The following is a 25,274-nucleotide window of genomic DNA, read 5'->3' as shown; positions in this document are numbered from 1 at the left end:
AAATCCGTTGGATTTTGTGACCGCACTTTTTTTAACAAATAAAAGAACTTTTAGGCTAAAAATAGGTCATATTAACCGTGAAATGATAGAATTCAATCGTCCAAACCGATTGAAATTCTGATGAATTATGTTATAACTGAGCTTAATCAAGCTTGGTGATGTAAGTAAGAAGGAAGATGATGGATAAAGAAACTCAAACCATGATGTTAGTTCCCCAAGGAAGCTTAGAAGCCTATATTCGCGCAGCGAACGAATACCCGATGTTAACGGCGGAAGAGGAAAAGGAACTCGCGGAACGTTTGTATTACCACGAAGATATTGAAGCGGCAAAAAAACTCGTGTTATCTCACTTGCGCTTCGTTATCCATGTTGCCCGTGGCTATTCCGGTTATGGCTTGCCACAAGCGGATTTAATTCAAGAAGGCAATATCGGTTTAATGAAAGCGGTTAAGCGTTTTAACCCGGAGGTCGGTGTTCGCTTAGTGTCTTTTGCGGTGCATTGGATCAAAGCGGAAATTCACGAATACGTTTTACGTAACTGGCGTATTGTGAAAGTCGCAACGACCAAAGCGCAACGTAAGTTGTTCTTTAATCTACGTAAAACAAAACAGCGCTTAGGTTGGTTTAATGAAAACGAAGTGGATATGGTAGCCAATGAGCTAGGCGTTTCTCCGCAAGATGTGGTGGAAATGGAATCGCGCATGACCGGGGCGGATGTCACCTTTGATTTACCAACCGATGATCATGATGAAGAAACCTATGCACCGGCATTATACTTGGAAGATAAAAGCTCCAATTTTGCAGCGGAATTAGAAAATGAAAATTACGAAGCACAAGCTACCGACCGACTTGCTGTCGCTTTGGATAACTTGGATGCTCGTAGTCAAGACATTATCAAAGCACGTTGGTTGGATGAAACCAAAGCGACGTTGCAAGATTTGGCAGCAAAATACAATATTTCTGCCGAACGTGTTCGTCAGCTCGAAACCAACGCACTGAAAAAATTAAAAACTGCAATAAGTGTCTAATTTACCGATATCAAAAAACCGACAGCCATGTCGGTTTTTTTATTGGATTCTCAATGAAAATATCGCAGAAATTACTCACAATCGAATTGAGCTCGGTTATTTGCTTTAATGGCGCCTTTGACAAAACCAACGCTCAAAATCCGTTGGATTTTGTGACCGCACTTTACGATGAAAATGACCGATTTATTTGAAAATCAATAACATCACCCTTTCACCATTTTCTTTAGCTGATACAAATACGCCAATGCCTGTTTTGGACTTAATTCATCCGGATCTAATTCTTGCAACATATTCAATAACATCTCCTTATTTTCATCTTCTGCCTGATCAAATGCTAATTCACCTTGGCGTTGATTTAATAAACGAAGATCCTGAATCTGTTGGTTGGCGTTTTGCTGTGACAGTTTTTCTAATTGCACCAGTTTTTGTTTGGCAAGCTTGATGACTTGTTGTGGTACACCTGCCAAGGCAGCGACCGCAAGACCGTAACTTTTACTGGCAGCACCTTTTTGTACAGCGTGCATGAAAGCGATAGTGTCATTATGCTCAATGGCGTCTAAATGAATATTGCCGATGCCTTGCACCTGTTCCGGCAGCACGGTGAGCTCAAAATAGTGGGTGGCGAATAAGGTTAAAGAACGGATTTTCTTCGCTAACCATTCGGCGCAAGCCCAAGCGAGGGACAAACCGTCATAAGTGGAGGTTCCACGGCCGATTTCATCAATTAACACCAAACTTTTGTCCGTCGCTTGATGCAGAATATTCGCCATTTCCGTCATTTCCACCATGAAGGTTGAGCGCCCTGAAGCAAGATCATCAGACGCACCGATACGGGTAAAAATACGATCAACAGGGCCAATTATCGCACTGTCTGCCGGCACAAAACTGCCCATGTACGCCATTAAGGTAATCAGCGCCGTTTGGCGCATATAGGTACTTTTACCGCCCATATTCGGGCCGGTGATAATGAGAAAATGTTGCTGTTCAGTAAGTTCTGTAGGGTTGGCAATAAACGGTTCCTTCAATACTTGCTCCACCACAGGGTGACGGCCGTTTTGAATATGAATGCCCGTTTGTGTCGAGAAGGTCGGTGCCACATAATTCAGGCTTTCCGCCCGTTCCGCCAAATTGGTGAGCACATCCAATTCGGCTAATGTCAAACCGGCGAGTTGTAAGTCACCCAAGTGCGGTAATAATTGGTCGAAAATTTCATCGTATAGCTGCTTTTCCAACGCCAAAGAAGCGCCTTTTGCTTTCAACACCTTGTCTTCATAGGTTTTCAGTTCAGGAATGATATAACGTTCGGCATTTTTTAAGGTTTGACGACGCACATAATGAATCGGTGCTTTATGGGCTTGCCCTTGGCTAATTTGAATGTAATAGCCGTGCACGGCATTGAAGCCTATTTTCAACGTATCAATACCGGTGCTTTCCCGTTCCCGCTGTTCCAGATCTTCCAAATAACGGGTGGCACCGTCGGCTAATTCACGCCATTCATCCAATTCTGCATTGTAACCTGCCGCAATAACGCCACCATCACGAATTAACACCGGTGGGCTGTCAATAATCGCTCGTTGTAACAGATCAAATTGTGCCGAAAAATCACCTAGCTGCTGATAAAGTGCGGTCATTTTGGCGGATGTTTTTTCAGCCAACCGATTTTTTATATAAGGAATCTGCTCTAAAGCGGTACGCAAGCGGGTTAAATCACGCGGACGAGCGGTGCGTAACGCCACGCGTGCCAAAATACGTTCCATGTCACCCACTTGTTGCAAATAAGGTTGTAAATCTGCCACTAAATCCTGTTCTAAAATCGCCCCAATGGCTTGTTGGCGTTGCGTGAGTTTTTCTACATCGCAAATCGGTTGGTGAATCCAGCGTTTGAGCAAACGACTCCCCATTGGGGTGACGCATTTGTCCAACACAGCCGCCAGCGTGTTTTCCGTACCGCCCGCCAGATTTTGAGTGAGCTCCAAATTGCGACGGGTTGCCGCGTCCAACTGAATATTTTCGCTGTGTTGAATGAGATGAATGCTTTGAATATGCGGCAAGGCGGTGCGTTGCGTTTCGCGTGCGTATTGCAATAAACAACCGGCGGCACATAAGCCCAGAATCGCTTTTTCCACACCGAATCCGCGCAAGTCTTTGGTATTAAATTGATGGCAAAGCTGTTGAATGGCGGTTTTTAGCTCGAATTCCCAAATAGGGCGACGACGCAAACCCTTAGCGTGTTCAATGAGGTGAAAATCAGCAAAATCCTCACAATAAAGCAATTCTACCGGCGCGATGCGTTGTAATTCCGTTTGCAAATCCGCTTTGGATTGCGGTTCGCATAGCTGAAAACGACCGGATGTCATGTCTAAGGTCGCCAAACCGAAGTGATCGTTTTCCTGATACACTGCGGCAATGAGGTTGTCTTGCCGTTCCGGTAACAACGCTTCATCACTCACCGTGCCCGGCGTGACAATGCGCACGATTTGGCGTTCAACAGGGCCTTTCGCCGTATTCGGATCACCGATTTGTTCGCAAATAGCGACGGACTCCCCTAACTGCACCAACTTCGCTAAATAGCCTTCCACCGCGTGATAAGGCACGCCAGCCATAGGAATTGGCTGCCCTGCGGATTGTCCGCGTTTGGTCAGCGAAATATCCAACAGTGCGGAGGCGCGTTTTGCATCGTCGTAAAACAGCTCGTAAAAATCGCCCATGCGATAAAATAACAAAATATCCGGATTCTCCGCTTTGAGTTGCAGATATTGTTTCATCATTGGCGTATGCTGTTCGAAATTTTCTTTTGACATCATAAAGTTAGCACTATTGTTGGATTAATTGGGAAGAAATCACCTGACACCACGGGGTTGTCGGCGGAATAGATGTAATGCTTTGCGATAAGCGTATGAAAACAAAACACCCGCAGAATCAAGCCTCTGCGAGCGTTTCTTAACATTCGGCAAAACACCATTTAATCGGCAACGCTGCCATAAAGCACAGGCGTTATTGTAACAACGAAATATCCGCCACTTGTAAGAATAAACCTTGTAATGTGTTCAAAATAGCTAAACGGTTTTGACGCAATTTGGCATCCTCCGCATTCACCATCACATTATCAAAGAAGTTATCTACCGGTTGACGCAAGCCGGCGAGTTTATCCAACACCGCCGTGTATTCGCCTTGTGCGATTAACGGCTGAACCTCTTTTGCCAAACTTAACACGCTTTGCGCAAGCACTTGTTCTGCCGGCTCAATGCATAACGCCACATCAACTGCGCCAATGTCGCCTTCCGCTTTCGCCAAAATATTCGCCACACGTTTATTGGCGGCCGCCAAGGCTTCCGCAGAATCAAGGGTACGGAAATGAGAAACCGCACGCACACGCGCATCAAAATCAGCAGGGCGGGTTGGACGACGCGCCAATACCGCTTGAATCACATCCACTGCAATGCCTTCATCTTGATACCACGCACGGAAACGACCGAGCATGAAATCCACAACCTCATCAACAATCTTTTGTTTAGGTATAGGTTCTTTATTTTTTCCTCGAGTGAAAGTTAGAATATATCCTTCTGGGTAAGATACATTTAGAGCCTTAGCCCATGAATCATTATCAAATTTATCTGCTTCTTGTTTTCTATATAAATCAAATGATTTACCAATAATATCATTTAGATCAATAGGTAAATTTTTCTCAACGATAATACGCAATGCCCCTAATGCTGCACGGCGAAGTGCGAACGGGTCTGCACTGCCTTTTGGTGCTTGTCCGATGCCGAAGATCCCCGTTAACGTGTCAAATTTATCCGCTAAAGCGACCGCACTTGCCACTAAGGATTTCGGTAACTCATCTCCCGCAAAGCGTGGCATATATTGTTCGTTTAACGCCACCGCCACTTCTTCGTCTTCACCGTCGTGACGCGCATAGTGCATACCCATGACGCCTTGAGTATCAGTGAATTCGAACACCATGTTGGTCATTAAGTCACATTTTGACAGTAAGCCGGCACGTTTTGCTTTCGCTTCGTCTGCACCGATTTGTTTTGCAATTTCGCCTGCAAGTTGTTCGATACGGTCAGTTTTATCTTTCAATGTACCGAGCTGTTGTTGGAACAACACAGTTTCTAAACGTGGTAAACGATCAACGAGTTTTTGTTTTAAGTCGGTTTTGAAGAAGAATTCCGCATCGGTTAAACGTGGACGAACCACTTTTTCATTCCCTTCAATAATCGCGGTTGGATCTTCCGGGTTGATGTTTGATACGAAAATAAAGTGCGGTAATAATTTGCCGTCTTTGTCATAAATTGGGAAATATTTTTGGTCGCCTTTCATGGTGTAAACCAAGGCTTCCGCAGGCACGGCTAAGAAACGTTCTTCGAATTTCGCCGCTAAGACGTTTGGATATTCCACCAAAGAAGTGACTTCTTCAAGCAAGCTTTCTTCAATATCAGCCACGCCGCCAAGTGCGGTCGCTTTTGCTTGAGATTTTGCAAGGATTTCTGCTTTACGCTCGTTGAAATCTGCTACTACAGAACCTTTTTCACGTAATAATTGCGGGTATTGGTCTGCATGTTGAATTTCAAATTCTTTCTCGCCTAAGAAACGGTGACCGCGAATAGTGCGTGCGCTTGCTACACCTAAAATTTCGCCTTCAATTAACTCATCACCTAATAACATAGTCACGGTATGAACCGGACGGATAAATTGCACGGTTTTATCTGCCCAACGCATCGGTTTTGGAATTGGCAATTTCGCCAACGCATTTGCCACGATGCCGTTAAGCAAGTTTTTGGTCGGTTGACCTTCAATTTTCGCACGATGAACGAGCCATTCACCTTTATCAGTCGCAATGCGTTCTGCTTGCTCAACGGTAATGCCACAACCTCGCGCCCAGCCTTCAGCCGCTTTAGTTGGTTTACCTTCGGCATCAAAGGCTGCTGACACTGCGGGCCCGCGCTTTTCAATTTCTTTGCTCGGTTGTTGTGTGGCTAAGTTCAACACTTTTACTGCCAAACGACGCGGCGCCGCAAACCATTCGATTTTGTCGAAGGTTAAACTTGCTTGGTTCAATTCCGCCTCAACGTTATCCGCAAAAGAGGTTGCTAATGCTTTGAGAGCTTTTGGTGGCAGCTCTTCTGTGCCGATTTCTACTAGGAAGTTTTGGGTTGTCATTTTGTTTTCTCTGGTAAGGTGCGCCTTGGCACCATTTTATTTTAATTTAATCTTTTTCAATAATAGCTTCACATTTCACCGGAAAATTAAGTGAATTTGCAATAAAACACGCGTGATGCGCATTTTCATGTAATGCCAATGCCTTAACGGCATCCGACTCGCTTGAAATTCTCACACGAGGTTTTAATGTTGCCGAAATAAAGCGTCCTGCATGCTCAGAACTGCCTTCATCCATAATCGCTATTGCTTCATCACGGTATTCTTGCACAATAATGTTATTAACTGCACAAAAATGTAAATACCATAATTTATGACAGGCAGAAATAGATGTCAGTAACATATCTTCAGGATTCCAACGAGTTTTATCGCCACGAAAAGCAGGATCAGCAGAACCTAAAATATTAGGTTTATTCAATGCCGAAGCAATAAAATCTCGCTCATACGCAGTATAAGAGGATGTGCCTCGCCCTAAATTCCCCACCCACTCTACGGTAGTTTGATAAGTATGTTGCTTCATTATATTTTCTTCGTTATCACTCCTGCCAAATCTCCCCTACCCCTCTTTGCTAAAGAGGGGATTGGATCTTTGCAGAGTTAAATATCTATTTTTTACTTTAACGTTTTTTGAAAGCAGATAATTTAATCTTTATTGAAATTAAAATGTAAATGAGTCAGTTACAATCAATTTACTAAAGAATTCCCCTTTTTAGCAAAGAGGGGTTAGGGGAGATTTACTCGCTTCGCTCTCACTTCGTGCCGTTGCTAAAGCAACGTTCAAACGCAAGCGTTTGTGGTAGACGTTAATCCAACCTAATACTCAACAATCCCTTATATTCTAAAATATAAATAGCCCACTACTATCAATTTACTCAAGAAATCCTCCTCTTTAGCAAAGAGGGGTTAGGGGAGATTTGGCAGAAATTAATCCAACCTCATACTCAATCCGCCCTTACATTCTCTAAAAACAAATAAATCTGCTCGACTACCGCTTCAATTTCACACATGACTTCATCATTGCTAAACCGCATCACCGTAAAACCAAGTGAATTTAATTCTGCATCTCGCAATGCATCTTTTTCCTGATAATCAGGTTCATAGTGCTGACTACCGTCCAATTCGATAATCAGCTTTGCTTTCGCACAATAAAAATCAACGATATAACTTAAAAGTGGCTTTTGTCGATTAAATCGAAAACCTAATAATTGATCTCGATTGATGCGTTGCCATAGCTTTCTTTCTGCATCCGTCTGATCCGCTCGCAATTTCTGCGAATTCTCTTTTAAGTATTTTTCATAGGGTTGCATGAACGCTATTTCATACCCTTTTCAATACTCTCACTCAACACCTGTTGAAAACGCTCGTAATCACAGAAGCCATGTTCATCTTTTTCACAACCTTTGAGACTTAATGCTGTTTGGTTTGGTGGTGTCGCTAAACTTAATGGCGTGATGTTAATCAGCTGGTCGGTGGTTTGATACACATAATCCAACTTAAATTTGAGCTTGCCACTTGGTTTATGCTTCCACACTTCAAATAGCAACTTGCCACCGATTGGGATATTTTCCAATGAATCATCCAACTCATAAGGCTCAACGCCTAGTGCCGCAAGCAAAGCAACGATATTGGAATCGTGTCCAACCAACAAGCTAATTTTGTTTTCACTATTTAGCTGTTGCTGAATAAATGCCAATAACGGATATGAGGCATTTTGTGCTAACGCTTCGTTGTTTTTAAATAACGTGCGGTAATATTCGTTTTTAATTTCGTTAATTGCACGCCATTTTTCTTGGCTATCCACGCGACCGTTTGCGATTTCTGCATCAGGTTTGCCCACATAATGGGCGAGCAATAATGCACTGACAATTTTCTTTCCGGTGCTGATAGAACCCGTAATTTTGACCGACTTGCCGTCTTTAATACTGTATTCGCCGACTTTTCCACCTAAATCACACTCGCCTTTTTGCAAGCAGTTTGGTGAATTTTTATAATCAATGATTTCACTCAATAGCGCATAATTTGGCGCTAATTTTTGCTGTAAAGCGGTTAAATCAACGTTATTTTTTGCCGATTCAATCAAGGCTTTACTTGGATTGTGCGCTTGGGTGTTAAAAATAGGATCTTTTTCTGAACCAATTTTACCATGATGTTGCAGTTGAACATTACAGCCCGCAAATGCGCCTGCTACAATGGCTTGCCCCGTTGCAACTGTGCGTTGTACTGCATTCGCATAAGCGAAAATACCTTCGCCCGATGCACAACGTTCTGCAGTTAACAACCCTTTGTCTGCCAGCCATTGCCCTAAATATTGCCCGAAATAGGTTTCTAGCACAGTGCCTTTTGCCGTGAGATGTCCGGATGGCACATCCCATTTCGCCCACGCATACGGGGAATATTTTGCCATTTCCTGTGGATCTTTTTCCACCGGCGAGCGCAATCCATGACGACTAAAAATCAAGACTTTCTCAAGTTCATACTCTGCACTCGGTGTATTTGGGCGATGTTCCTCGGCAAATACACCGCCCGCGAAGGCAGAACCCAGCAAAAGTGCGGTCAGAATTTGAGGTGTTTTTTTCATCTTTTTTACCTTTCTAAATAAGAATAGCTCGATAACAGCACAACGCTATCATCTTTCGTGCTTGTTTCTGTCTGGTTCGATTGCTTTACCAACGATACCCGACTTTCAAACCAAACTGATGTTGTTTATCCAACTGTTTGCCGCGAGATTGGGCAGCATAACCGCCAACCTGCCAGCCGCCGAAACCGGCACTTAAGCCAATTTCTTGCTGCCAATAACGGTCAAAACGTTGCATCAATGGTACCTGATTCACCTGTACCGCAAGCTTGGAATCGGAGGCATCCACATAATTGACGCTCACGGACGGACGAAGCATGACACCTGCCCATGGGCCAAAGGTGTAATCCACTGTGACACCCGCTTGGTAAACATTAAAATTCGCGGATGGCGTATGAATTCGAGATTGATCGTATTGATAATCCTCACTTGAAATATGGTAACGATGTACGCTTGCATTCGGTTTAAACGCCAATTTACCTAACTTCAGTTGGTAACCTACCCCTGCACCCAATGCCACAATATGGCGTTGGATATCTGCATTTTGCAATTCACCGCGAATTTCACCCGCACTTGAACCATAGCTCATATCGGCAAAGACATTCAAGCCATTAGCAAAATCATATTTACCGAAAGCCGATAGCATGGTTAGACGATTTTTACTGCCGATATTGTCATCAAAGGTATTGTTTGCTCTGGCATGAGAGAACAACAGACCAAGACGATAATTATCATCAATGTGTTGCGCACCAAGTTGGGTTAAATTCGTTTCTTGCTTGTAAGCACGGAATTCATTCGCATCATAACGACGGGAAGAATGCATTGTATTTACCCAAACATGAGATAAATTCTCTCCGACAAGCTGTTTATTTAATTCATCGAGAACGAGCAGCACATTATTCGCACTTGCTGACAACTCGGATAATGCACTATTTGAATAACGGCTAATCAGATCTTTTTGTTCCGTTTTCACATCCGCTTTACGGTTTGACTCAGCTAAACGAGCAGCTTCCTCTGCTTTACGTTTCTCTTCGGCTAGACGTGCGGCTTCTTCGGCTTTGCGTTTCTCTTCGGCTAGACGTGCGGCTTCTTCCGCTTTGCGTTTCTCTTCGGCTAGACGTGCGGCTTCTTCCGCTTTACGTTTTTCCTCCGCTAAACGTGCCGCTTCTTCGACTTTACGATTTTCTTCCGCTAAACGTGCCGCTTCTTCGACTTTACGATTTTCTTCCGCTAAACGTGCCGCTTCGTCCGCTTTACGTTTCTCTTCGGCTAAACGTGCGGCTTCTTCTGCTTTACGATTTGCTTCGGCTAAACGCGCGGCCTCTTCGGCTTTACGTTTTTCTTCGGCTAAACGTGCCGCTTCTTCGGCTTTACGATTTTCCTCCGCTAAACGTGCCGCTTCTTCTGCTTTACGTTTCTCTTCCGCTAAGCGTGCAGCTTCTTCTGCTTTGCGATTTGCTTCCGCTAAACGTGCGGCTTCATCCGCTTTACGTTTTTCTTCGGCTAAGCGTGCGGCTTCTTCTGCTTTACGTTTTTCTTCGGCTAAACGTGCCGCTTCTTCCGCTTTACGTTTTTCTTCCGCTAAACGTGCTGCTTCTTCGGCTTTACGTTTTTCTTCCGCTAAACGAGCTGCTTCTTCGGCTTTGCGTTTTTCTTCGGCTAAGCGAGCTGCTTCTTCCGCTTTACGATTTGCTTCCGCTAAACGTGCTGCCTCTTCCGCTTTACGTTTTTCTTCGGCTAAGCGAGCTGCTTCATCGGCTTTACGCTTTTCTTCCGCTAAGCGTGCGGCTTCGTCCGTTTTACGTTTCTCTTCCGCTAAGCGTGCCGCTTCGTCCGCTTTGCGTTTTTCCTCCGCTAAACGTGCGGCCTCTTCCGTTTTACGTTTCTCTTCCGCTAGACGAGCGGCTTCATCGGCCTTACGTTTTTCTTCCGCTAGACGGGCAGCTTCATCGGCTTTACGTTTTTCTTCCGCTAGACGGGCAGATTCATCGGCTTTACGTTTTTCTTCCTCTAGGCGAGCAGCTTCTTCGGCTTTGCGTTTTTCTTCCGCTAGACGAGCTGCTTCGTCGGCTTTACGTTTTTCTTCCGCAATGCGTTCTTGATCAGCGAGCTCTTTTTCTTTTTTAGGGTTGTAGAGTCGATAATCAAAATCGTCATTTCTGAGTTCATAGCGGTATGCCCCGGCATCCACACTGCCATTGGCTAAAGAAACATTGACATCGTCAGATTGCGCAGGATTATTTAATTCCAACAAGCTAAGCTGTGCCAAGTTTTGTGGTTCTGCACCGGTGTTACGCACATTTAATACGAAATTCCCTGCCGCTTTGCCTCGTACAATGACATGGTCGCCTTTATTTTCCTGCAAATAAGTGCGGTAATTAATGGTGCCATTTCCGTCAAGATCTCCCAACACTTCTAACGTGTTAAACGTTTGATTATCCTTTTGTGTCGTAAAATCCGGATTTAACGTAATTTGGCTATTATCAAGACTTAAATTACCTACCCTTGTGCTCTCCGGCAACGTCCAGTGCGCATTGTCTGACAACGACACCGATGTGTGTTTGCTTCCTCGAATTTGGTGAGTGAAGCGGGTGTTCACAAGGTTGAGGGTGGTAATATCCGAAAGCCATACATCCCCTGCCAACGTGGCGTTGTCCACCGTTGCTACCGCGCGATCATTAACATGAAGCATACCGGTTTGGGTGGCATTATGGGTTAAATGATATCGGCTGAATCCACTTAGCATGACGCTACCAACCACATCAGCCAGCCCTTGAACAAGTAAAGTCGCACTATCAGACGCACTGAGCGATCCCTTGATTTTCGTCCGTTCAATGCTACGAAAAGCTTTATCCGACAAGGTTTGATTATCGCATTTTGTGAGCCCCGTCCAGTCAGAGCGCGCGCAAATGAAATTCGCCTGTTTGTCGGTCACGCCGAATGTCGCCTTGGCATCTTTGCTTAATTGCCAATTACCACTTATCTCAGAAACATTCCGAGAAACGACCGCACTTCCGCCGTTAATAATGAAATTATCGGCTTTGAATGTGCGACTTAACCAATCATCATCTTGCACCACCTCACCTTGTGGTCGTCCAATGAGCGCCGGTTTATTCAAGTGATTATAGGCATGAGGCGTTGGGCGTCCGCTAAAGACTAACGTGCCGTTTTCCTGCGTAATATTGCCGTTTAAGTTAGCACCACCTGACAACAAAAAGACGCTGTCTGCGTGTGTAGGTTGATAGTCGATATTTAATCGACCATTGTGAAGTGCGGCATTGGTTTCGCCAAACCAGCCGTTAAACGCCGTGGCTTTGGATTGGTTAATGTTTTTCTCATCAGCAATTTGTTCATTGCCCAAAATTTTGACGGTAGATTCAGCGTCTTTGTTGTGGTTGACAATTTGTGCGCCTTCATCGGTATTTTGAATGCGATTAAAGGTTAGTGAATGGCCGTTAAGATCTAAACGACCACCACGAAAGCCAAAATAAATATTGTTTGGATTAACTTGGTCGTCACTTTCTAATTTCACCGTTGGGCGACCGCTCGCAATGCCTAATTGATTAAAGGCTTGTTTTTTGCCTTTCTCGTCCGCTTGTTGATTCAAGACAACGACACCATCTCCCACGCTGATATCGCCTAGGTTTTCGCCTTTGCCATTGACCAATAACGTACCTTGCCCAATTTTAGATAAGCGATCGCCTGCCGGATTTTTAATCTTCCATGTAACGGTACTGCCTTCCCCCACTGAAACACCGGCACCTTTCCAGGTTTCATCCGCATTAGGCTGAACCACAAAATCCCCTTCGAAAGTCAAGCCACCGGCACCCTGATCGATATTATTTTTCAGGGTTACTGTGCCGTTTTCCAGATTTCCAAAGTAAATGTTTTTACCGTGATGAAGTGCCGGCATATAAGGGTTTGGTCCACCATATCCAAAGGCTTCATCACTCCCCGAAGACGCTAGGCTGTAATTGGCAAGCGGAGTGTCTGTGCCACCACTACCGCCTTTAGTTAATTTCCCTTTGCCGTTGTCATCCGCTGTCCAGTCATAAGAGGCTACGGTTGGTTCAAATACGGTGACCAAATCTCTTGCAATGATTTCATCCAAATAATTCTTACGTGCAATTTGGTAGGTGTTCTCTTTGCCTTCATAAGGGTGTCCGCTACGCAATACGCCGTTTAACAGCCATTTTCCTGCGGTTTTATCGTAAATAAACATCGGGGAACCACTGTCACCGCCAGAACCTGAAATGGGTAACGGACCATATTGATTCGGATAACGCACATCACCGCTTAAACTGACCTCACCATTGTTCGCCCAGCCTTGCATAAACGTATTACCTGCGGTTCTGTAGTGGTATGCGCCTGAAACCTCTGTATCCTTGTCCTGAGCATCACGCACAACTTGCCGACCGCTACCAATTCGTACCCGCGTTGGATACTTTTCTAAATCGCCATAGGTGCTGCCCTGCATCTTTGACACCATTTCTATCGGCGCAGCTTCTGTGACGAATTTGGTTAAACGAGGGTTATGATAGTCCGTCATGTAAGGGTGAGTGGAGTCGTTTTTATAATTATTTCGTTTAACGATGTTATAACCGAATCGGTGCTGATCGGGGTTACTGCCCTCCATGCCAAAGTCAACACCACTATAACCCACATTATGTGCCACGCTAACGATATATTGATCGCCCACCAGTGCTGCCACACCATTACGGCTAACCACCGAAAAATCTATCATCGGCGCGTTTTGCATCATGGTGCCGATAGATTCGCCTTTTTTATTCACCACCTCTATATTTTGCGCACCGGGCGTAAACTTACCTTTATTCTCGGCAAAATCACGAAAATATTGATAATCCACGCCGGAATAAACTTGTCCGGCGAAGGCCACTGAGCTTAGGTTCAATGCGACAAACGCAGCGATGAATTTGGGTTTGAAAGTTGTCTTTTGCATAAAATGGGCTCAAATAAAATGAGGGTTAAAATTAACTGATGATGGGGAACATCAAAGCATCATCGCCGATTAGAAAAATGTTTCGCTTATACAACAAGCCGTGAATGATGAATCATCCAGCAATTCTAGCCTGAAATCGACCGCACTTAGGCATCATTTTAAATCAGGCAAAAATCGATTTTAATTGGGCTTCATCCAAAATCACTCGACCGTCCGCCAACAACAACGCCGGCAAGCCTGCATAACCTTTAGCTTTCGCCTCATCAAACACCGCTTCGTTATCACGCAAGCGTAAAAAGCGTTTTAAATTCGGCAAGGAGGATTGCACTTCAATTTCTTCATAATCCACGTTTAACGCCTTTAATTCCGCCACAAAAGAGGGTGTATCAGGACATTCAGCGCTATAAAACAATACAGGTTTAGACATTTTCGCCTCCTTATTTTTGGGCAGCGGCCGCAAGTGCGGTTGGATTTGGCGTTGGTTCGCCGATTTTGGTTAAACGGTTACGATCACGATGCTCAAATGGTTCGTCGTAATTTGGGATAATCATTGTGGTAATTTGATCGTAAGACCACGTGCCATCCTCATGAATTTTCACCGTAATCTCATAGCTTTCTGTGGTGAAAGATTGCTCAATAAACGGATTTGAGATAATGCCATTCGTTAGAGATCCACGCACAGCTTTTAGCGTAAATTCTTTCGCATCCGGTGCGGCATGACCGGTGGCAATCAGGCTTTGTCCACGTGGAATACTTAACGACAAAGAAATCGTGCCGGTTGCAGGTTCCCATAACCAATAGCCCACTTGATCGTGAAAGGTTTCCACTTCATCCGGCTGCACAATCCGCGTGTGATAACGTAAGCCGTAATACAGTTGTGGACCATTAGTTTGTGCATCAATCGGTTGCAACTCGTAATGTTCGATATAAGGATCTTTCTCCGGCCCTTCCGCCTTTGGATTGATATCCAAACCGCGCTTGCCCTCCCAAATTCCCGCCATCGGCGCTAAAGGCCCTAAATTTGCCAGCGTGTTTACATCCGGTTCCGCTTCGGTGTAAATATCTTCCGGATATTGAAAATCGCTCATGATGCTCTCCTTATATCGTTGTGTTGAAACATAAAGTGCGGTGACTTTTCGCTTTATTTTTTACAGCCCGGGAAACCCAAGGCTTCACGGCTGGCATAATAGGCTTCAGCCACACCTTTGGTTAACGCACGAATACGTAAAATGTAGCGTTGGCGTTCAGTAACGGAAATGGCTTTGCGCGCGTCTAACAAGTTAAAGCTGTGTGCCGCTTTTAAAATGCGCTCGTAAGCCGGCAACGGTAACGGACGTTCTAATTCCAATAAACTTTTCGCTTCTTTTTCATATTGATCGAAGCAATAGAATAAGAAATCGGTGTCGGCATATTCAAAGTTATAGGTGGATTGTTCCACTTCGTTTTGATGGAACACATCGCCATAAGTGGTTTTGCCAAGCGGGCCGTCAGACCAAACTAAGTCATATACAGAATCCACGCCTTGAATGTACATTGCCAAACGCTCTAAACCGTAGGTCACTTCGCCGGTAACCGGTTTACATTCTAAGCCGCCCACTTGCTGAAAATAGGTAAATTGGGTCACTTCCATGCCGTTTAACCAGACTTCCCAGCCCAAGCCCCATGCGCCTAGCGTTGGGTTTTCCCAGTTATCTTCCACAAAACGAATGTCGTTTTTGGTCGGGTCAAAGCCAAGCATTTCAAGGGAACCTAAATACAATTCTTGGATGTTGTCCGGAGAGGGTTTAATCACCACTTGGAATTGGTAGTAATGCTGTAAACGGTTTGGGTTTTCGCCATAACGGCCATCAGTCGGACGGCGGGAAGGTTGCACATACGCAAACGCCATCGGCTCAGGGCCTAGCGCACGCAATGCGGTCATCGGGTGAGAGGTCCCTGCGCCCACCTCCATATCAAAGGGTTGCACAATGGTGCAGCCTTGGTTCGCCCAGTATTCTTGTAAGGCAAGAATCATGCCTTGGAAAGTTTTTACATTAAATTTTGTCATAATTGATTCTATAAATTGAAAGGTTAAAAATACGCTTCATTATACTGAAAACACAGGGCGGGATAAAGGAAAGGCAGAAAATTTTGAACAATGGCGAAATCAGAAAAATGCATGAAACAAATAACACAAACTCAAGGAGTTTATAGGATTGGATAGGAACGCTTAGGATATAAAAAAGCCCTTGAAGTCAGTGCGGAATCACCTGTCATTTAAGAAATATAAAAAGCGGTAAAAGCCTTGTAGCATAAGACTCTTAATGCTTGTAGTAACATCGGCCTGAGTTATTTTATCATAGTGTTACTATCGGTGTTACTAAAATCGTTGGATTAGGTTGGAATGGATAGGATTAAATAGGACAATAAAAAGCCTTGGAGCGTTATGCGCCAAGACTTTATCGGACTTTATAAAACCTGTTTGGAATTGGATTTGGTGGAGCTGGGGGGAGTTGAACCCCCGTCCGGAATTCCTCTACCGTTAGTACTACACGTTTAGTCAGTCTTTAAGATTCGCTTAACCCTGCGGACAGACACGCGATAATTAAGCTAGTTTGATTCAATTTAATGCTTCGATCCTCAAACGGCGGCGTCCACACGATCTCGTTTGGGTTTGACTCCGCTTTATCCCCGTCTTACGAGCGGAAGCTGGGGAGCGAAGGCTATGAGCAGGTTATTAAGCTGCTAAAGCGTATTGTTCGTCGTTTGCGACTATTTTTTTGCGGTTTATTTACGAGGCCTACCGCACCTCGACGTGCACCTCGGGCTTCGCTAATCCCGTCGAATCCAGAATCAGCCCCAAAAGTAGGCGTAAGGATAGCAAAATATCACCCTAAAATAAAGCCATTCCCTCATTTTCACAGAAATCCACATTGACTCGCCATATTTATAGATCGCTTTGAGGCTCCCTTATCGGCTTATTTTTGCACTAGGCTTTCAATTTCCTTCGGCATGGCTTTCGGTGAAGGAATGAGAACTTGCTTATGACGGCTTAATTCACCTTTTTCCAAAATAATCGTACTTTTCGGCACTTTAAATAATTTACTGAGGAATTTCAGCAAATGCGCATTCGCCTGCCCTTCTACCGGCGGTGCGGTGATACAAACCTTTAATTCGCCATTATACAATCCGACGATTTTATCCTGCGCCGCTTTAGGCTGTAGAAAAATCACCAGTCGCAAATCATTGCCTATACAGGTTACCGCCATGTTTCCCCCATCTACAATGTTGCAATAGCCCAAAGTTGACCAAATACGTCATACAACACTTTGTTGGCAAAGAATAAAATGAATACCACGACCATCGGTGAGAAATCAATCATGCCGGTATTCGGCAACAGTTTGCGAATCGGGCGCAGTAAAGGCTCACTCAACTGATACAACATATATTGCATGGCGTTAGGCGAACGATTAAACCAACTCATTATCGCGCTAATCAATAACACATAAAAAACCGCTTCCCCTACGGCGTGTACCACATTCAGAACACCAACGAGGACATAAGCGACAAGTGAGGCTTCTACCATATCTAAAAACTGAATAACTGCTAATTTCCCTACACCCAAAATAAAACAAGCAAGCAATGCGGCAAGATTCACGCCTTTCACCATAGGCGCAAATTTTCCTAAAACATTTAACACGGGCTGCGTGACTTTAACTAACGCCTGAGAAAGCGGATGATAAAAATCCACCTTGGCAATCTGAAACCACGCGCGCAAAACGAAAATAAAACCGTAAATACTGATGATGGTTGACAGTAAAAATTGAATCGTATTCATGATATCTCCTTAATTTTATTTAAACTTATACCTGCAACCAAAATGTCACCGGCCCGTTATTAGTTAAACTCACCTGCATATCCGCTGCAAATCGGCCGCATTCCACCTTCACTTTTTCACCGCACTTTTGGGCAAAATATTCATAAAGTTCGTTTGCTAACGATGGTGTTGCGCCTTTGGAAAAGCTCGGACGAAGCCCTTTTTGTGTATCTGCCACTAACGTAAATTGAGACACCACCAAGACTTCGCCAGCCACTTGTTGTACGTTCAAATTCATCTTGTCGTTCTCGTCGCTAAACACGCGATAATTCAGCACTTTCTCCGCCAATTTATCCGCTTTGGCGCGATCGTCATCTTTTTCGACGCCCAGCAACACCAACAAGCCTTTGCCGATTTGCCCGACGACTTCGCCACCCACTTCCACTTTCGCCTGCGTTACCCGTTGAATTAATGCGATCATAATTCTTCTCTACGTTTTAAATGTTGTTCTAAATTGACAAGATAAAACTCAATATCCTGTTCGTTATATCCTAAAATCCGTCCAATCTCCCTTTCTATCTCAGGTATAAACTCAGTTGCGCCTTCCGCTAACAAGTGCTTTAATTTTTCCGCCTGAACCTCGTAGCCTTTCCGATAAACAATAAAATTTATTAACGCAAAGTCATCTGTCGATACGTAAATTTCATTAGCTTGTTCCAGAACAACAAAAATCCCTTGTTCAATATATGGGAAAAATTCAGCAGGGATGCCTAAATCATTATTAAATAAAGCTACATTCTTTTTATGATTAAGCATTAACGCTAACTCTTTGCCTTCATGTGGTCCCAAAACCCCATTCATAATGAATTCTCCTGTTTTTTCCATCGCACTTCTGCCAACACTGCTGCTAATTGCGCGCCGAGCAACACAACCGTCCAGCTTAACTGAATCCACAGCAACATAATTGGCAGAGTCGCCATCGCGCCATAAATTAATTGATAAGAGGGAAACGTCACGATATACCAAGCAAACGCCTGCTTACCCAAGGTGAAAAACACCGCGGCAATCAGCGCACCGGCAGCAGAATGTTTGATGCTGACTTTTTTATTCGGCACCACCATATAAATCATCGTGAAAATAAACCACGTGGATAAAAACGGCACAAGACTTAACAGTTTCAGTCCAAAAGAAAAGTTTGACGCGCTCTCAAACATGGTTTTTACATAAGCACTGGCGGCAATACTGACGCCAACTAACAGCGGGCCAAGCGTCAGAATCAACCAATAAATCGCAAAAGACGTAAAAATCGGTCGCGTTTCGGTGTCATGCCAAATGCTGTTTAGCGTGCGATCGATGGAATTAATCAACATCAGCGCCACGACAATCAAGCTGATAATCCCCACCGCACTCATTTTTTTGGAATTATTCACAAATTCATCAATGTATTGCCCCACCATGTCGCTTGCTGACGGGGCAAAATTGGTGAAAATAAACTCTTTCAAGGCACCGGTTACTTCATTAAACACCGGAAATGCCGAGAAAATAGAAAACACCACCATAATTAACGGCACAATAGCAAGCATGGTGCTGTACGTTAAATAACCGGCGGCTTGGGTTAATTTATTCTGATTAAAACGCTGCCAAAAGATTGTAAAAAACGTTTTCCACTCACTCATAAAAAGCCCCCGCAACAATGCTTAAATTTTTTGCCGGAACCGCACACGCAAGGTTGTTTCATCGTCGGCAGCGGCACCGTTGGATCGACAAAATACCAACGCCCATCAATTTTCACAAAAATCGACCGCTCATGATGCGTCTGTTCCCCCTCCTCACCTTGAAAAACGGCGTTAAATTCCACCGCACTTTGGGTTTTCGTTAAGCTTTCCGTGTTCAAAATTTTTAATCCGAGCCATTGCGTATTTTCTGCCCATGCTTGAATGGCTTGTACGTTAAGTAACGCCTGTTGGCTTGGTACGGTAGTGTCCACAATATAAGACACATTTTTCAGCACATAAGCGGCATAACGGGAGCGCATGAGTTGCTCAGCGGTTTCAGGAAATTGCGCATGTGTGTGAAAACGCCCACAACAATCCTTGTAAGATTTATTTGACTGACAAGGGCAAATCGAATCTAAAAGTGCGGTCATATTTAGCTCTGTTTTTCTTGTAATTTCATCAGTTGTGAATTTAACGAACGCTTAAATGCCGGAGCTAATTCTTCAATAGCCAGAGCTTGTTCCAATTCCGCCATGCTCGGTTTATCGGATAATAAACGATTTAAATAACGAATAGTAAATTGCGGATACGGACGCTGTTGCAAAATTATCTCATCGCCCTTGTGAATCTCACCGGTTTCAATTACGCGGACATACCAGCCCGTCCAACCTGATTGATGCACAATTTTCTGCGTATTTTCATTTTCGGTATTTTTCGACAACCGTTCGCAAGGTTTACGCGGTTGAGATACTTCCAATAGCACCGAACCGATTTTAAATCGATCGCCCACGCACACAGAATCTTCATTAAATCCCGATACCACAAAATTTTCGCCATAAATTGCCGTATTATCGTAAGTAAAATTTTCACCTAACAAGGCATTTAATGCCGGAAAAGATACGTCAGACATAAAAAATAAGGCTTTATCCGGACCACCGTGATGCGCTTTTAACCCAACATCATTGCCTTCCGCCCCCAACGCATGAATTTTCACCGACGCGACCGGCTGCTTACGAATCGCACTTTCATATTGCGATCCATCGGCAAAGGTCAACTGTGCAACTTCCCCAATTTTTATGATTAAAACTTCTGCTTTTGACATACCTCACTCCAAATCGTACTAATAAATTAATAAACTAATAAAATGTGGCAGATTATAACGTAAAAACACTGAAATTTTTGACCGCACTGTGTTTTTTAAATATCATGCCTCGCTTAATACGCAATCAATTAGGAACAACAAAATATGCAATATTTACTCGCCCAAACTAGCCAAAACCAACAACTTGGTATCACCGCAAAAATGGCGAACCGCCACGGTTTAATTGCCGGCGCCACCGGCACAGGGAAAACCGTCACATTACGCAAAATGGCGGAAGCCTTTAGTGACGATGGCGTGCCGGTGTTTTTAGTGGATGTGAAAGGCGACCTTTCCGGTTTAGTGCAACCGGGCGCGATGCAAGGCAAAATCGCCGAGCGTATCGAACAATTCAATTTAGGCGGCGAAAGCTATTTGAGCGGTTATCCTGTTTCTTTCTGGGACGTGTTCGGCGAAACCGGCATTCCACTCCGTACCACCATTTCTGAAATGGGGCCATTGTTGCTCTCCCGTTTATTAAATCTCAACGCGACGCAAGAAGGTTTACTCAACCTCGTGTTCCGTGTGGCGGATGACAAAGGCTTATTGCTTATCGACCTAAAAGACCTGCGTGCCATGTTGAAATATGTAGCGGAAAACGCCAAGTCCTTCCAAGTGGAATATGGCAACGTGTCTGCCGCCAGTGTGGGCGCCATTCAACGTGCCTTATTAACCTTAGAAAATGAGGGGGCAACAAATTTATTCGGCGAACCGGCTCTGAACTTAGATGACTGGCTACAAACCCGTGATGGTCGAGGCGTCATCAATGTGCTCAATTCGGAAAAATTAATTAACTCTCCACGTATGTACAGCGCGTTCTTGCTTTGGTTAATGGCAGAATTGTTTGAACAGCTACCGGAAGTGGGCGATCCCGACAAACCGAAATTTGTGATGTTCTTTGACGAAGCACATTTGCTGTTTGACGGCGCACCAAGCGTATTAGTAGATAAAGTAGAACAGGTTGTGCGTTTGATTCGCTCCAAAGGTGTAGGTATTTATTTCGTGACCCAAAACCCATTGGATTTACCGGACACCGTGCTCGGTCAATTAGGCAACCGCGTGCAACACGCCTTGCGTGCCTTTACACCACGCGATCAAAAGGCGGTGAAATCAGCCGCGGAAACCTTCCGTTCCAACCCAAACATTAATGTGGTCGAAACCATTTCAACACTCGGCGTAGGTCAGGCATTAGTCTCGTTCTTAGATGAAAAAGGCATGCCGACACCGGTGGAAATTGCTTACATTTTCCCACCGAAAAGCCAATTAGCGCCGATTACCGCCGAACAACGCACCGCTTGGGTGAAAGACGACGATTTGTATGCCTTCTATAAAAATTATGTGGATAACGAATCTGCTTTTGAGGTGTTAAACCAACAAGCAGATTTAGCCGCCGTGGCGCAAAAACAAGCGGAACAAGCCAAGCAGGAAGAAGAAAACGGCATTATGGGTAGCCTCAGCCGCATGATCTTCGGTACGAAAAAACGCGGTGAACAACTGACCATAACGGAAGAGCTGGTCAGCGGCGTTGCCAAAGCCGTAGGACGCAACATCCGCAGCCAAATCACCAAACAAATTATGCGGGGAATTTTAGGCGCGTTTAAGAAGTAAAATTCCTCCGAAAAATGCACCACACTTTCCGCACAAGGTAAGGCTAGTGTAAAACAGTGGAGTCTTGTAGAATAAGGCTCATATTTTTAGTCAAAAAAATGACCGCACTTAAAGCAAAAGTGCGGTCGGTTTTTAAGGTAAATTTTATGCTAAACCCCCTCAAAACCTTATGGTTGTCCGCCGGCGTGTTGGCGCTTTCTGCCTGTGGATTTCACTTCCAAAACGGTGAACTGATTCCTCAAGAATTACAAACGTTAAAATTGGAAAGTAGCGATCCTTATAGCGATATGGCGTTATCCATGCGTCGTCAGTTACAACTCAACAACGTGAATTTAGTGGAAGACAAGGCCGATGTTCCGGTGTTGCGTTTAAATAAAATTTCAAGCAAAGATCAAGTGGTATCGATTTTCAAACAAGGCCGTGAGGCGGAAAAACAGCTGATTTTAGAAGTGGAAGCCAGCGTGAAATTGCCAAATAAAGACAACTTCCCAATCAGTACCAAAGTTAATCGTACATTCTTTGATAACGCCCGTGCGGCATTGGCAAAATCGGCAGAAAAAGACGTGATTTGGCAGGATATGCGTGAGCAGGCTGCACGTCAGTTAATTAACAAAATGGTGGCCTTACAGCACCAAATTCATGGCAACTAATGAATCGCATTTTTCCTGAACAGCTTTCTCTCTCGTTAGCGCGTCAACCCGCTGCGCTTTATTTTCTCGTGGGTGAAGATCCGTTATTACTGGCTGAAAGTCAGGATGCAATTCAACAAGCTGCGTTTAAACAAGGATTCGACGAAAAATGGGGGCTGGAAATTAATCCCTCCACTGACTGGAATGCGTTGTTTGAACGTGTGCAATCCATGGGCTTATTTTTCAATAAGCAACTCATTATCTTAGATTTACCGGAAAATCTGACCGCACTTTTACAGAAAAATCTGTTGGAATTCGTTTCCTTGTTACACGCTGATGTGTTGCCGATTTTTCGCCTAGCGAAATTGACGAAAACTACTGAAAATCAAGCTTGGTTTATTGCCGCCAATCAATATGCGCCCGAAGCCGTATTGGTGAATTGTCAAACGCCAAATGTAGAACAGTTGCCACGTTGGGTAAGCAATCGGGCAAAAAGTTTAGGTTTAAGCATTGACGAAGAAGCGGTGCAACTGTTGTGCTACAGCTATGAAAATAATTTACTGGCGCTGAAGCAAGCCTTGCAATTATTGGATTTGCTTTATGCCGACCGAAAATTGAGTTTTGCCCGTGTGAATGCGGTGGTAGAGCAGTCTTCCGTATTTACCCCGTTTCAATGGGTTGATTCGATGCTTGCCGACAAAGGTAACCGCGCCCGTCGCATTTTAATCGGATTAAAAGATGAAGATGTGCAACCGATTATTTTGTTACGCACCTTGCAACGAGATTTGATGACATTGTTAGAGATCAGCAAACCAGAACAACCAGCCAAACTTGATGATCCTTTGCCGACAGCTAAACTACGCGAACACTTTGATCGCCTTAAAGTATGGCAAAACCGTCGTCCATTATTTAGCCAAACCATACAACGTTTAACCTATCGTAAACTTTATCTCTTTTTCCAACAACTTGCTGAGATAGAACGCTGCACAAAACAAGAATTTAATGATGACATTTGGCAGCAATTAGAGGCATTCTCAGTGAGATTTTGTGTCTAAAATACCTCCAATTAACGCCTTGACGAAGTCACTTTTCAAGCGTAACATTGCGCGCGATTTAGTAACATGAGGACACACACTTTGGACAGTCACAGTCGATACCGAACGGAGTTTTCACTGTAACTATCGCCTTTCTCACTTATCGGCGATGGTTTCGTTGGTAAGTTTTATTTACCTTTCTCTTTTTCGGCATCTTTTCTATCAGACGAAAATTTGCAACTTCTTAATCCTTATCGCTTTCTTTTTGTCGTTGAAAATACGGATAAAAACGACCGCGCTTGTGATCGCAAAAGTAGAGGATCATTCGTTTGATTGTTGTTCATTGCGTTGTGCATAGTCCAATCGGGAGTATGACAAAATGATAAATGCCTTTGCCCTTGAAGATGCACGCTTAGTTCGCATCGATGAATCTGCTGAGCCATTAAATACCGCCATTTGGCTTGATTTAATTGAACCAACCATAGAAGAGCGGGAAACCTTACAAGAAAGTTTAGGCCAAAGCTTAGCCTCTTTCTTGGAGTTAGAAGATATCGAAGCATCTGCACGTTTTTTTGAAGATGAAGATGGTTTGCACTTACACTCTTTCTTTTATTGTGAAGATGAAAATGATTATGCTGATTTGGCCAGCGTAGCGTTCACCATTCGCGATGGGCGTTTATTCACCTTGCGCGATCGTGAATTACCGGCATTCCGTTTGTATCGGATGCGTTCCCGCAATCAGCGTTTAATTGAATGTAACTCCTATGAATTGCTACTCGATTTGTTCGAAACAAAAATTGAGCAATTAGCCGATGTCATTGAAAACGTGTATGCTGATTTGGAGAAATTAAGCCGCGTGATACTCAACGGAACGCAAGGAGAAGCCTTCGATGAAGCCTTAGCAACCTTAACGGAACAAGAAGACACCAGTTCTAAAGTCCGCTTATGTTTGATGGATACACAACGCGCGCTCAGTTTCTTAGTACGCAAAACCCGTTTACCGGCGAATCAATTAGAACAGGCGCGTGAAATTTTACGAGACATTGAATCTTTGCAGCCACATAATGAATCGCTGTTCCAAAAAGTCAACTTCTTACTACAAGCGGCAATGGGTTTTATCAATATTGAGCAGAACCGCATTATCAAAATTTTCTCCGTTGTATCGGTAATTTTCTTACCACCGACATTAGTCGCCTCCAACTACGGTATGAACTTTAACGATATGCCGGAACTTGGGTTTAAATTCGGCTACCCGATGGCTTTGGGATTAATGGCGTTAGCCGCATTTGCACCATACTGGTATTTCAAACGGAAAGGATGGCTGTAATTAACCGAATACGCAAAAATAAAGTAGAGCATTCAACGGTTTCATTGTCTCAATAAAATTAGAAACCTGTGGTAGGCTTAATCATGTTGATGAGATCAGAAAAATTAGACATCAACATAATCTTCAATATTGGTCTACCACTGATACCCATCAAAACAATAAACAAATTCCCACTTTTCCCCGAAAAACCAAAAACCCCCGACGCTCTCACATCAGGGGTTCATACTAATAAACTTGGCGGTGACCTACTCTCACATGGGAATCTCCCACACTACCATCGGCATAACAGCGTTTCACTTCTGAG

At 44.1% G+C, this 25,274-nt stretch carries 22 protein-coding genes and 1 other RNA gene; 6 read left to right on the top strand and 17 right to left on the bottom strand.

Annotated features, from left to right (window positions below; translation table 11 throughout):
• Positions 1-179 precede the first annotated feature (179 nt).
• Positions 180-1,028 carry an RNA polymerase sigma factor RpoH gene (gene rpoH, locus QZ106_RS03495; protein ID WP_290521796.1) on the top strand — a complete coding sequence of 283 codons (849 nt, stop codon included), beginning with the start codon at positions 180-182 and terminating at the stop codon, positions 1,026-1,028.
• Positions 1,029-1,081: 53 nt separating this feature from the next.
• Positions 1,082-1,219 carry a hypothetical protein gene (locus QZ106_RS03490; RefSeq protein ID WP_295974291.1) on the top strand — a complete coding sequence of 46 codons (138 nt, stop codon included), beginning with the start codon at positions 1,082-1,084 and terminating at the stop codon, positions 1,217-1,219.
• Positions 1,220-1,231: 12 nt separating this feature from the next.
• On the opposite strand, the gene mutS is transcribed toward QZ106_RS03490, so the two are convergent.
• The 17 genes from mutS to QZ106_RS03405 form a co-directional block, all read right to left on the bottom strand.
• Positions 1,232-3,832, bottom strand: a complete 2,601-nt coding sequence (mutS, locus tag QZ106_RS03485; protein WP_295974289.1) for a DNA mismatch repair protein MutS — start codon at positions 3,830-3,832, stop codon at positions 1,232-1,234.
• Positions 3,833-4,022: 190 nt separating this feature from the next.
• On the bottom strand, positions 4,023-6,191 hold the full coding sequence (gene glyS / locus QZ106_RS03480) for a glycine--tRNA ligase subunit beta (RefSeq protein ID WP_295974287.1): 2,169 nt from the start codon (positions 6,189-6,191) through the stop codon (positions 4,023-4,025).
• A gap of 46 nt (positions 6,192-6,237) precedes the next feature.
• Positions 6,238-6,708, bottom strand: coding sequence for an OsmC family protein (locus QZ106_RS03475; protein ID WP_295974285.1), 471 nt, complete (start codon positions 6,706-6,708; stop codon positions 6,238-6,240).
• A 421-nt stretch (positions 6,709-7,129) separates the two neighbouring features.
• Positions 7,130-7,495, bottom strand: a complete 366-nt coding sequence (locus QZ106_RS03470) for an endonuclease domain-containing protein (protein ID WP_295974283.1) — start codon at positions 7,493-7,495, stop codon at positions 7,130-7,132.
• Positions 7,496-7,500: 5 nt separating this feature from the next.
• A complete protein-coding gene (locus QZ106_RS03465) occupies positions 7,501-8,766 on the bottom strand; it encodes a histidine-type phosphatase (RefSeq protein ID WP_295974281.1) in 1,266 nt (421 codons plus the stop codon).
• An 85-nt stretch (positions 8,767-8,851) separates the two neighbouring features.
• A complete protein-coding gene (locus tag QZ106_RS03460) occupies positions 8,852-13,723 on the bottom strand; it encodes a S6 family peptidase (protein WP_295974278.1) in 4,872 nt (1,623 codons plus the stop codon).
• Between the two features lie 163 nt (positions 13,724-13,886).
• Positions 13,887-14,150, bottom strand: a complete 264-nt coding sequence (locus QZ106_RS03455; RefSeq protein ID WP_295974275.1) for a hypothetical protein — start codon at positions 14,148-14,150, stop codon at positions 13,887-13,889.
• 10 nt (positions 14,151-14,160) lie between these two features.
• Complete coding sequence (locus QZ106_RS03450) at positions 14,161-14,811, bottom strand: heme-binding beta-barrel domain-containing protein (RefSeq protein ID WP_295974272.1); 651 nt, start codon at positions 14,809-14,811, stop codon at positions 14,161-14,163.
• Between the two features lie 53 nt (positions 14,812-14,864).
• A complete protein-coding gene (gene glyQ / locus QZ106_RS03445) occupies positions 14,865-15,770 on the bottom strand; it encodes a glycine--tRNA ligase subunit alpha (protein ID WP_209363919.1) in 906 nt (301 codons plus the stop codon).
• Between the two features lie 427 nt (positions 15,771-16,197).
• Positions 16,198-16,563, bottom strand: a transfer-messenger RNA (tmRNA) gene (ssrA, locus tag QZ106_RS03440).
• A 117-nt stretch (positions 16,564-16,680) separates the two neighbouring features.
• On the bottom strand, positions 16,681-16,971 hold the full coding sequence (gene yggU / locus QZ106_RS03435) for a DUF167 family protein YggU (protein ID WP_295974267.1): 291 nt from the start codon (positions 16,969-16,971) through the stop codon (positions 16,681-16,683).
• Between the two features lie 11 nt (positions 16,972-16,982).
• Complete coding sequence (locus QZ106_RS03430; RefSeq protein WP_295974265.1) at positions 16,983-17,540, bottom strand: YggT family protein; 558 nt, start codon at positions 17,538-17,540, stop codon at positions 16,983-16,985.
• A gap of 25 nt (positions 17,541-17,565) precedes the next feature.
• Entirely contained in the window at positions 17,566-18,000 is a 435-nt protein-coding gene (gene dtd, locus QZ106_RS03425) for a D-aminoacyl-tRNA deacylase (RefSeq protein ID WP_295974262.1), read from the bottom strand.
• Positions 17,997-18,404: a hypothetical protein gene (locus tag QZ106_RS03420; RefSeq protein WP_295974259.1), complete on the bottom strand. Its 408-nt coding sequence runs from the start codon at positions 18,402-18,404 to the stop codon at positions 17,997-17,999. Before QZ106_RS03420 ends, dtd begins: the two co-directional genes overlap by 4 nt.
• Complete coding sequence (locus QZ106_RS03415) at positions 18,377-19,195, bottom strand: virulence factor BrkB family protein (protein ID WP_295974257.1); 819 nt, start codon at positions 19,193-19,195, stop codon at positions 18,377-18,379. The genes QZ106_RS03420 and QZ106_RS03415 overlap by 28 nt, the downstream gene beginning before the upstream one ends.
• Positions 19,192-19,665 carry a YchJ family protein gene (locus QZ106_RS03410; protein ID WP_295974254.1) on the bottom strand — a complete coding sequence of 158 codons (474 nt, stop codon included), beginning with the start codon at positions 19,663-19,665 and terminating at the stop codon, positions 19,192-19,194. Before QZ106_RS03410 ends, QZ106_RS03415 begins: the two co-directional genes overlap by 4 nt.
• Before the next feature lie 2 nt (positions 19,666-19,667).
• Complete coding sequence (locus QZ106_RS03405) at positions 19,668-20,336, bottom strand: MOSC domain-containing protein (protein WP_295974253.1); 669 nt, start codon at positions 20,334-20,336, stop codon at positions 19,668-19,670.
• Positions 20,337-20,480: 144 nt separating this feature from the next.
• Here QZ106_RS03405 and QZ106_RS03400 point away from each other — a divergent pair, with 144 nt between their 5' ends.
• The 4 genes from QZ106_RS03400 (at position 20,481) to corA (ending at position 24,970) form a co-directional block, all read left to right on the top strand.
• Positions 20,481-21,980 (top strand): helicase HerA-like C-terminal domain-containing protein, encoded by a 1,500-nt coding sequence (locus QZ106_RS03400; protein ID WP_295974251.1) that lies wholly within the window; start codon positions 20,481-20,483, stop codon positions 21,978-21,980.
• A 146-nt stretch (positions 21,981-22,126) separates the two neighbouring features.
• Positions 22,127-22,630 carry an LPS assembly lipoprotein LptE gene (gene lptE / locus QZ106_RS03395; RefSeq protein ID WP_295974249.1) on the top strand — a complete coding sequence of 168 codons (504 nt, stop codon included), beginning with the start codon at positions 22,127-22,129 and terminating at the stop codon, positions 22,628-22,630.
• On the top strand, positions 22,630-23,664 hold the full coding sequence (gene holA / locus QZ106_RS03390) for a DNA polymerase III subunit delta (RefSeq protein WP_295974247.1): 1,035 nt from the start codon (positions 22,630-22,632) through the stop codon (positions 23,662-23,664). Before lptE ends, holA begins: the two co-directional genes overlap by 1 nt.
• Before the next feature lie 358 nt (positions 23,665-24,022).
• Positions 24,023-24,970: a magnesium/cobalt transporter CorA gene (gene corA, locus QZ106_RS03385; protein WP_021616961.1), complete on the top strand. Its 948-nt coding sequence runs from the start codon at positions 24,023-24,025 to the stop codon at positions 24,968-24,970.
• The last annotated feature ends 304 nt before the right edge of the window (positions 24,971-25,274 follow it).

It is taken from the genome of uncultured Aggregatibacter sp. (assembly GCF_901873365.1).
GTDB lineage: Bacteria > Pseudomonadota > Gammaproteobacteria > Enterobacterales > Pasteurellaceae > Aggregatibacter.
This window is presented reverse-complemented; position numbering and strand designations above follow the sequence as displayed.

What these genes read in the sequence shown, in the direction of transcription:
- rpoH (WP_290521796.1), top strand. Translation starts at nt 180, where the DNA reads ATGGATAAAGAAACTCAAACCATGATGTTAGTTCCCCAAGGAAGCTTA.
- QZ106_RS03490 (WP_295974291.1), top strand. Translation starts at nt 1,082, where the DNA reads ATGAAAATATCGCAGAAATTACTCACAATCGAATTGAGCTCGGTTATT.
- mutS (WP_295974289.1), bottom strand. Translation starts at nt 3,832, where the DNA reads ATGATGTCAAAAGAAAATTTCGAACAGCATACGCCAATGATGAAACAA.
- glyS (WP_295974287.1), bottom strand. Translation starts at nt 6,191, where the DNA reads ATGACAACCCAAAACTTCCTAGTAGAAATCGGCACAGAAGAGCTGCCA.
- QZ106_RS03475 (WP_295974285.1), bottom strand. Translation starts at nt 6,708, where the DNA reads ATGAAGCAACATACTTATCAAACTACCGTAGAGTGGGTGGGGAATTTA.
- QZ106_RS03470 (WP_295974283.1), bottom strand. Translation starts at nt 7,495, where the DNA reads ATGCAACCCTATGAAAAATACTTAAAAGAGAATTCGCAGAAATTGCGA.
- QZ106_RS03465 (WP_295974281.1), bottom strand. Translation starts at nt 8,766, where the DNA reads ATGAAAAAAACACCTCAAATTCTGACCGCACTTTTGCTGGGTTCTGCC.
- QZ106_RS03460 (WP_295974278.1), bottom strand. Translation starts at nt 13,723, where the DNA reads ATGCAAAAGACAACTTTCAAACCCAAATTCATCGCTGCGTTTGTCGCA.
- QZ106_RS03455 (WP_295974275.1), bottom strand. Translation starts at nt 14,150, where the DNA reads ATGTCTAAACCTGTATTGTTTTATAGCGCTGAATGTCCTGATACACCC.
- QZ106_RS03450 (WP_295974272.1), bottom strand. Translation starts at nt 14,811, where the DNA reads ATGAGCGATTTTCAATATCCGGAAGATATTTACACCGAAGCGGAACCG.
- glyQ (WP_209363919.1), bottom strand. Translation starts at nt 15,770, where the DNA reads ATGACAAAATTTAATGTAAAAACTTTCCAAGGCATGATTCTTGCCTTA.
- yggU (WP_295974267.1), bottom strand. Translation starts at nt 16,971, where the DNA reads ATGGCGGTAACCTGTATAGGCAATGATTTGCGACTGGTGATTTTTCTA.
- QZ106_RS03430 (WP_295974265.1), bottom strand. Translation starts at nt 17,540, where the DNA reads ATGAATACGATTCAATTTTTACTGTCAACCATCATCAGTATTTACGGT.
- dtd (WP_295974262.1), bottom strand. Translation starts at nt 18,000, where the DNA reads ATGATCGCATTAATTCAACGGGTAACGCAGGCGAAAGTGGAAGTGGGT.
- QZ106_RS03420 (WP_295974259.1), bottom strand. Translation starts at nt 18,404, where the DNA reads ATGGAAAAAACAGGAGAATTCATTATGAATGGGGTTTTGGGACCACAT.
- QZ106_RS03415 (WP_295974257.1), bottom strand. Translation starts at nt 19,195, where the DNA reads ATGAGTGAGTGGAAAACGTTTTTTACAATCTTTTGGCAGCGTTTTAAT.
- QZ106_RS03410 (WP_295974254.1), bottom strand. Translation starts at nt 19,665, where the DNA reads ATGACCGCACTTTTAGATTCGATTTGCCCTTGTCAGTCAAATAAATCT.
- QZ106_RS03405 (WP_295974253.1), bottom strand. Translation starts at nt 20,336, where the DNA reads ATGTCAAAAGCAGAAGTTTTAATCATAAAAATTGGGGAAGTTGCACAG.
- QZ106_RS03400 (WP_295974251.1), top strand. Translation starts at nt 20,481, where the DNA reads ATGCAATATTTACTCGCCCAAACTAGCCAAAACCAACAACTTGGTATC.
- lptE (WP_295974249.1), top strand. Translation starts at nt 22,127, where the DNA reads ATGCTAAACCCCCTCAAAACCTTATGGTTGTCCGCCGGCGTGTTGGCG.
- holA (WP_295974247.1), top strand. Translation starts at nt 22,630, where the DNA reads ATGAATCGCATTTTTCCTGAACAGCTTTCTCTCTCGTTAGCGCGTCAA.
- corA (WP_021616961.1), top strand. Translation starts at nt 24,023, where the DNA reads ATGATAAATGCCTTTGCCCTTGAAGATGCACGCTTAGTTCGCATCGAT.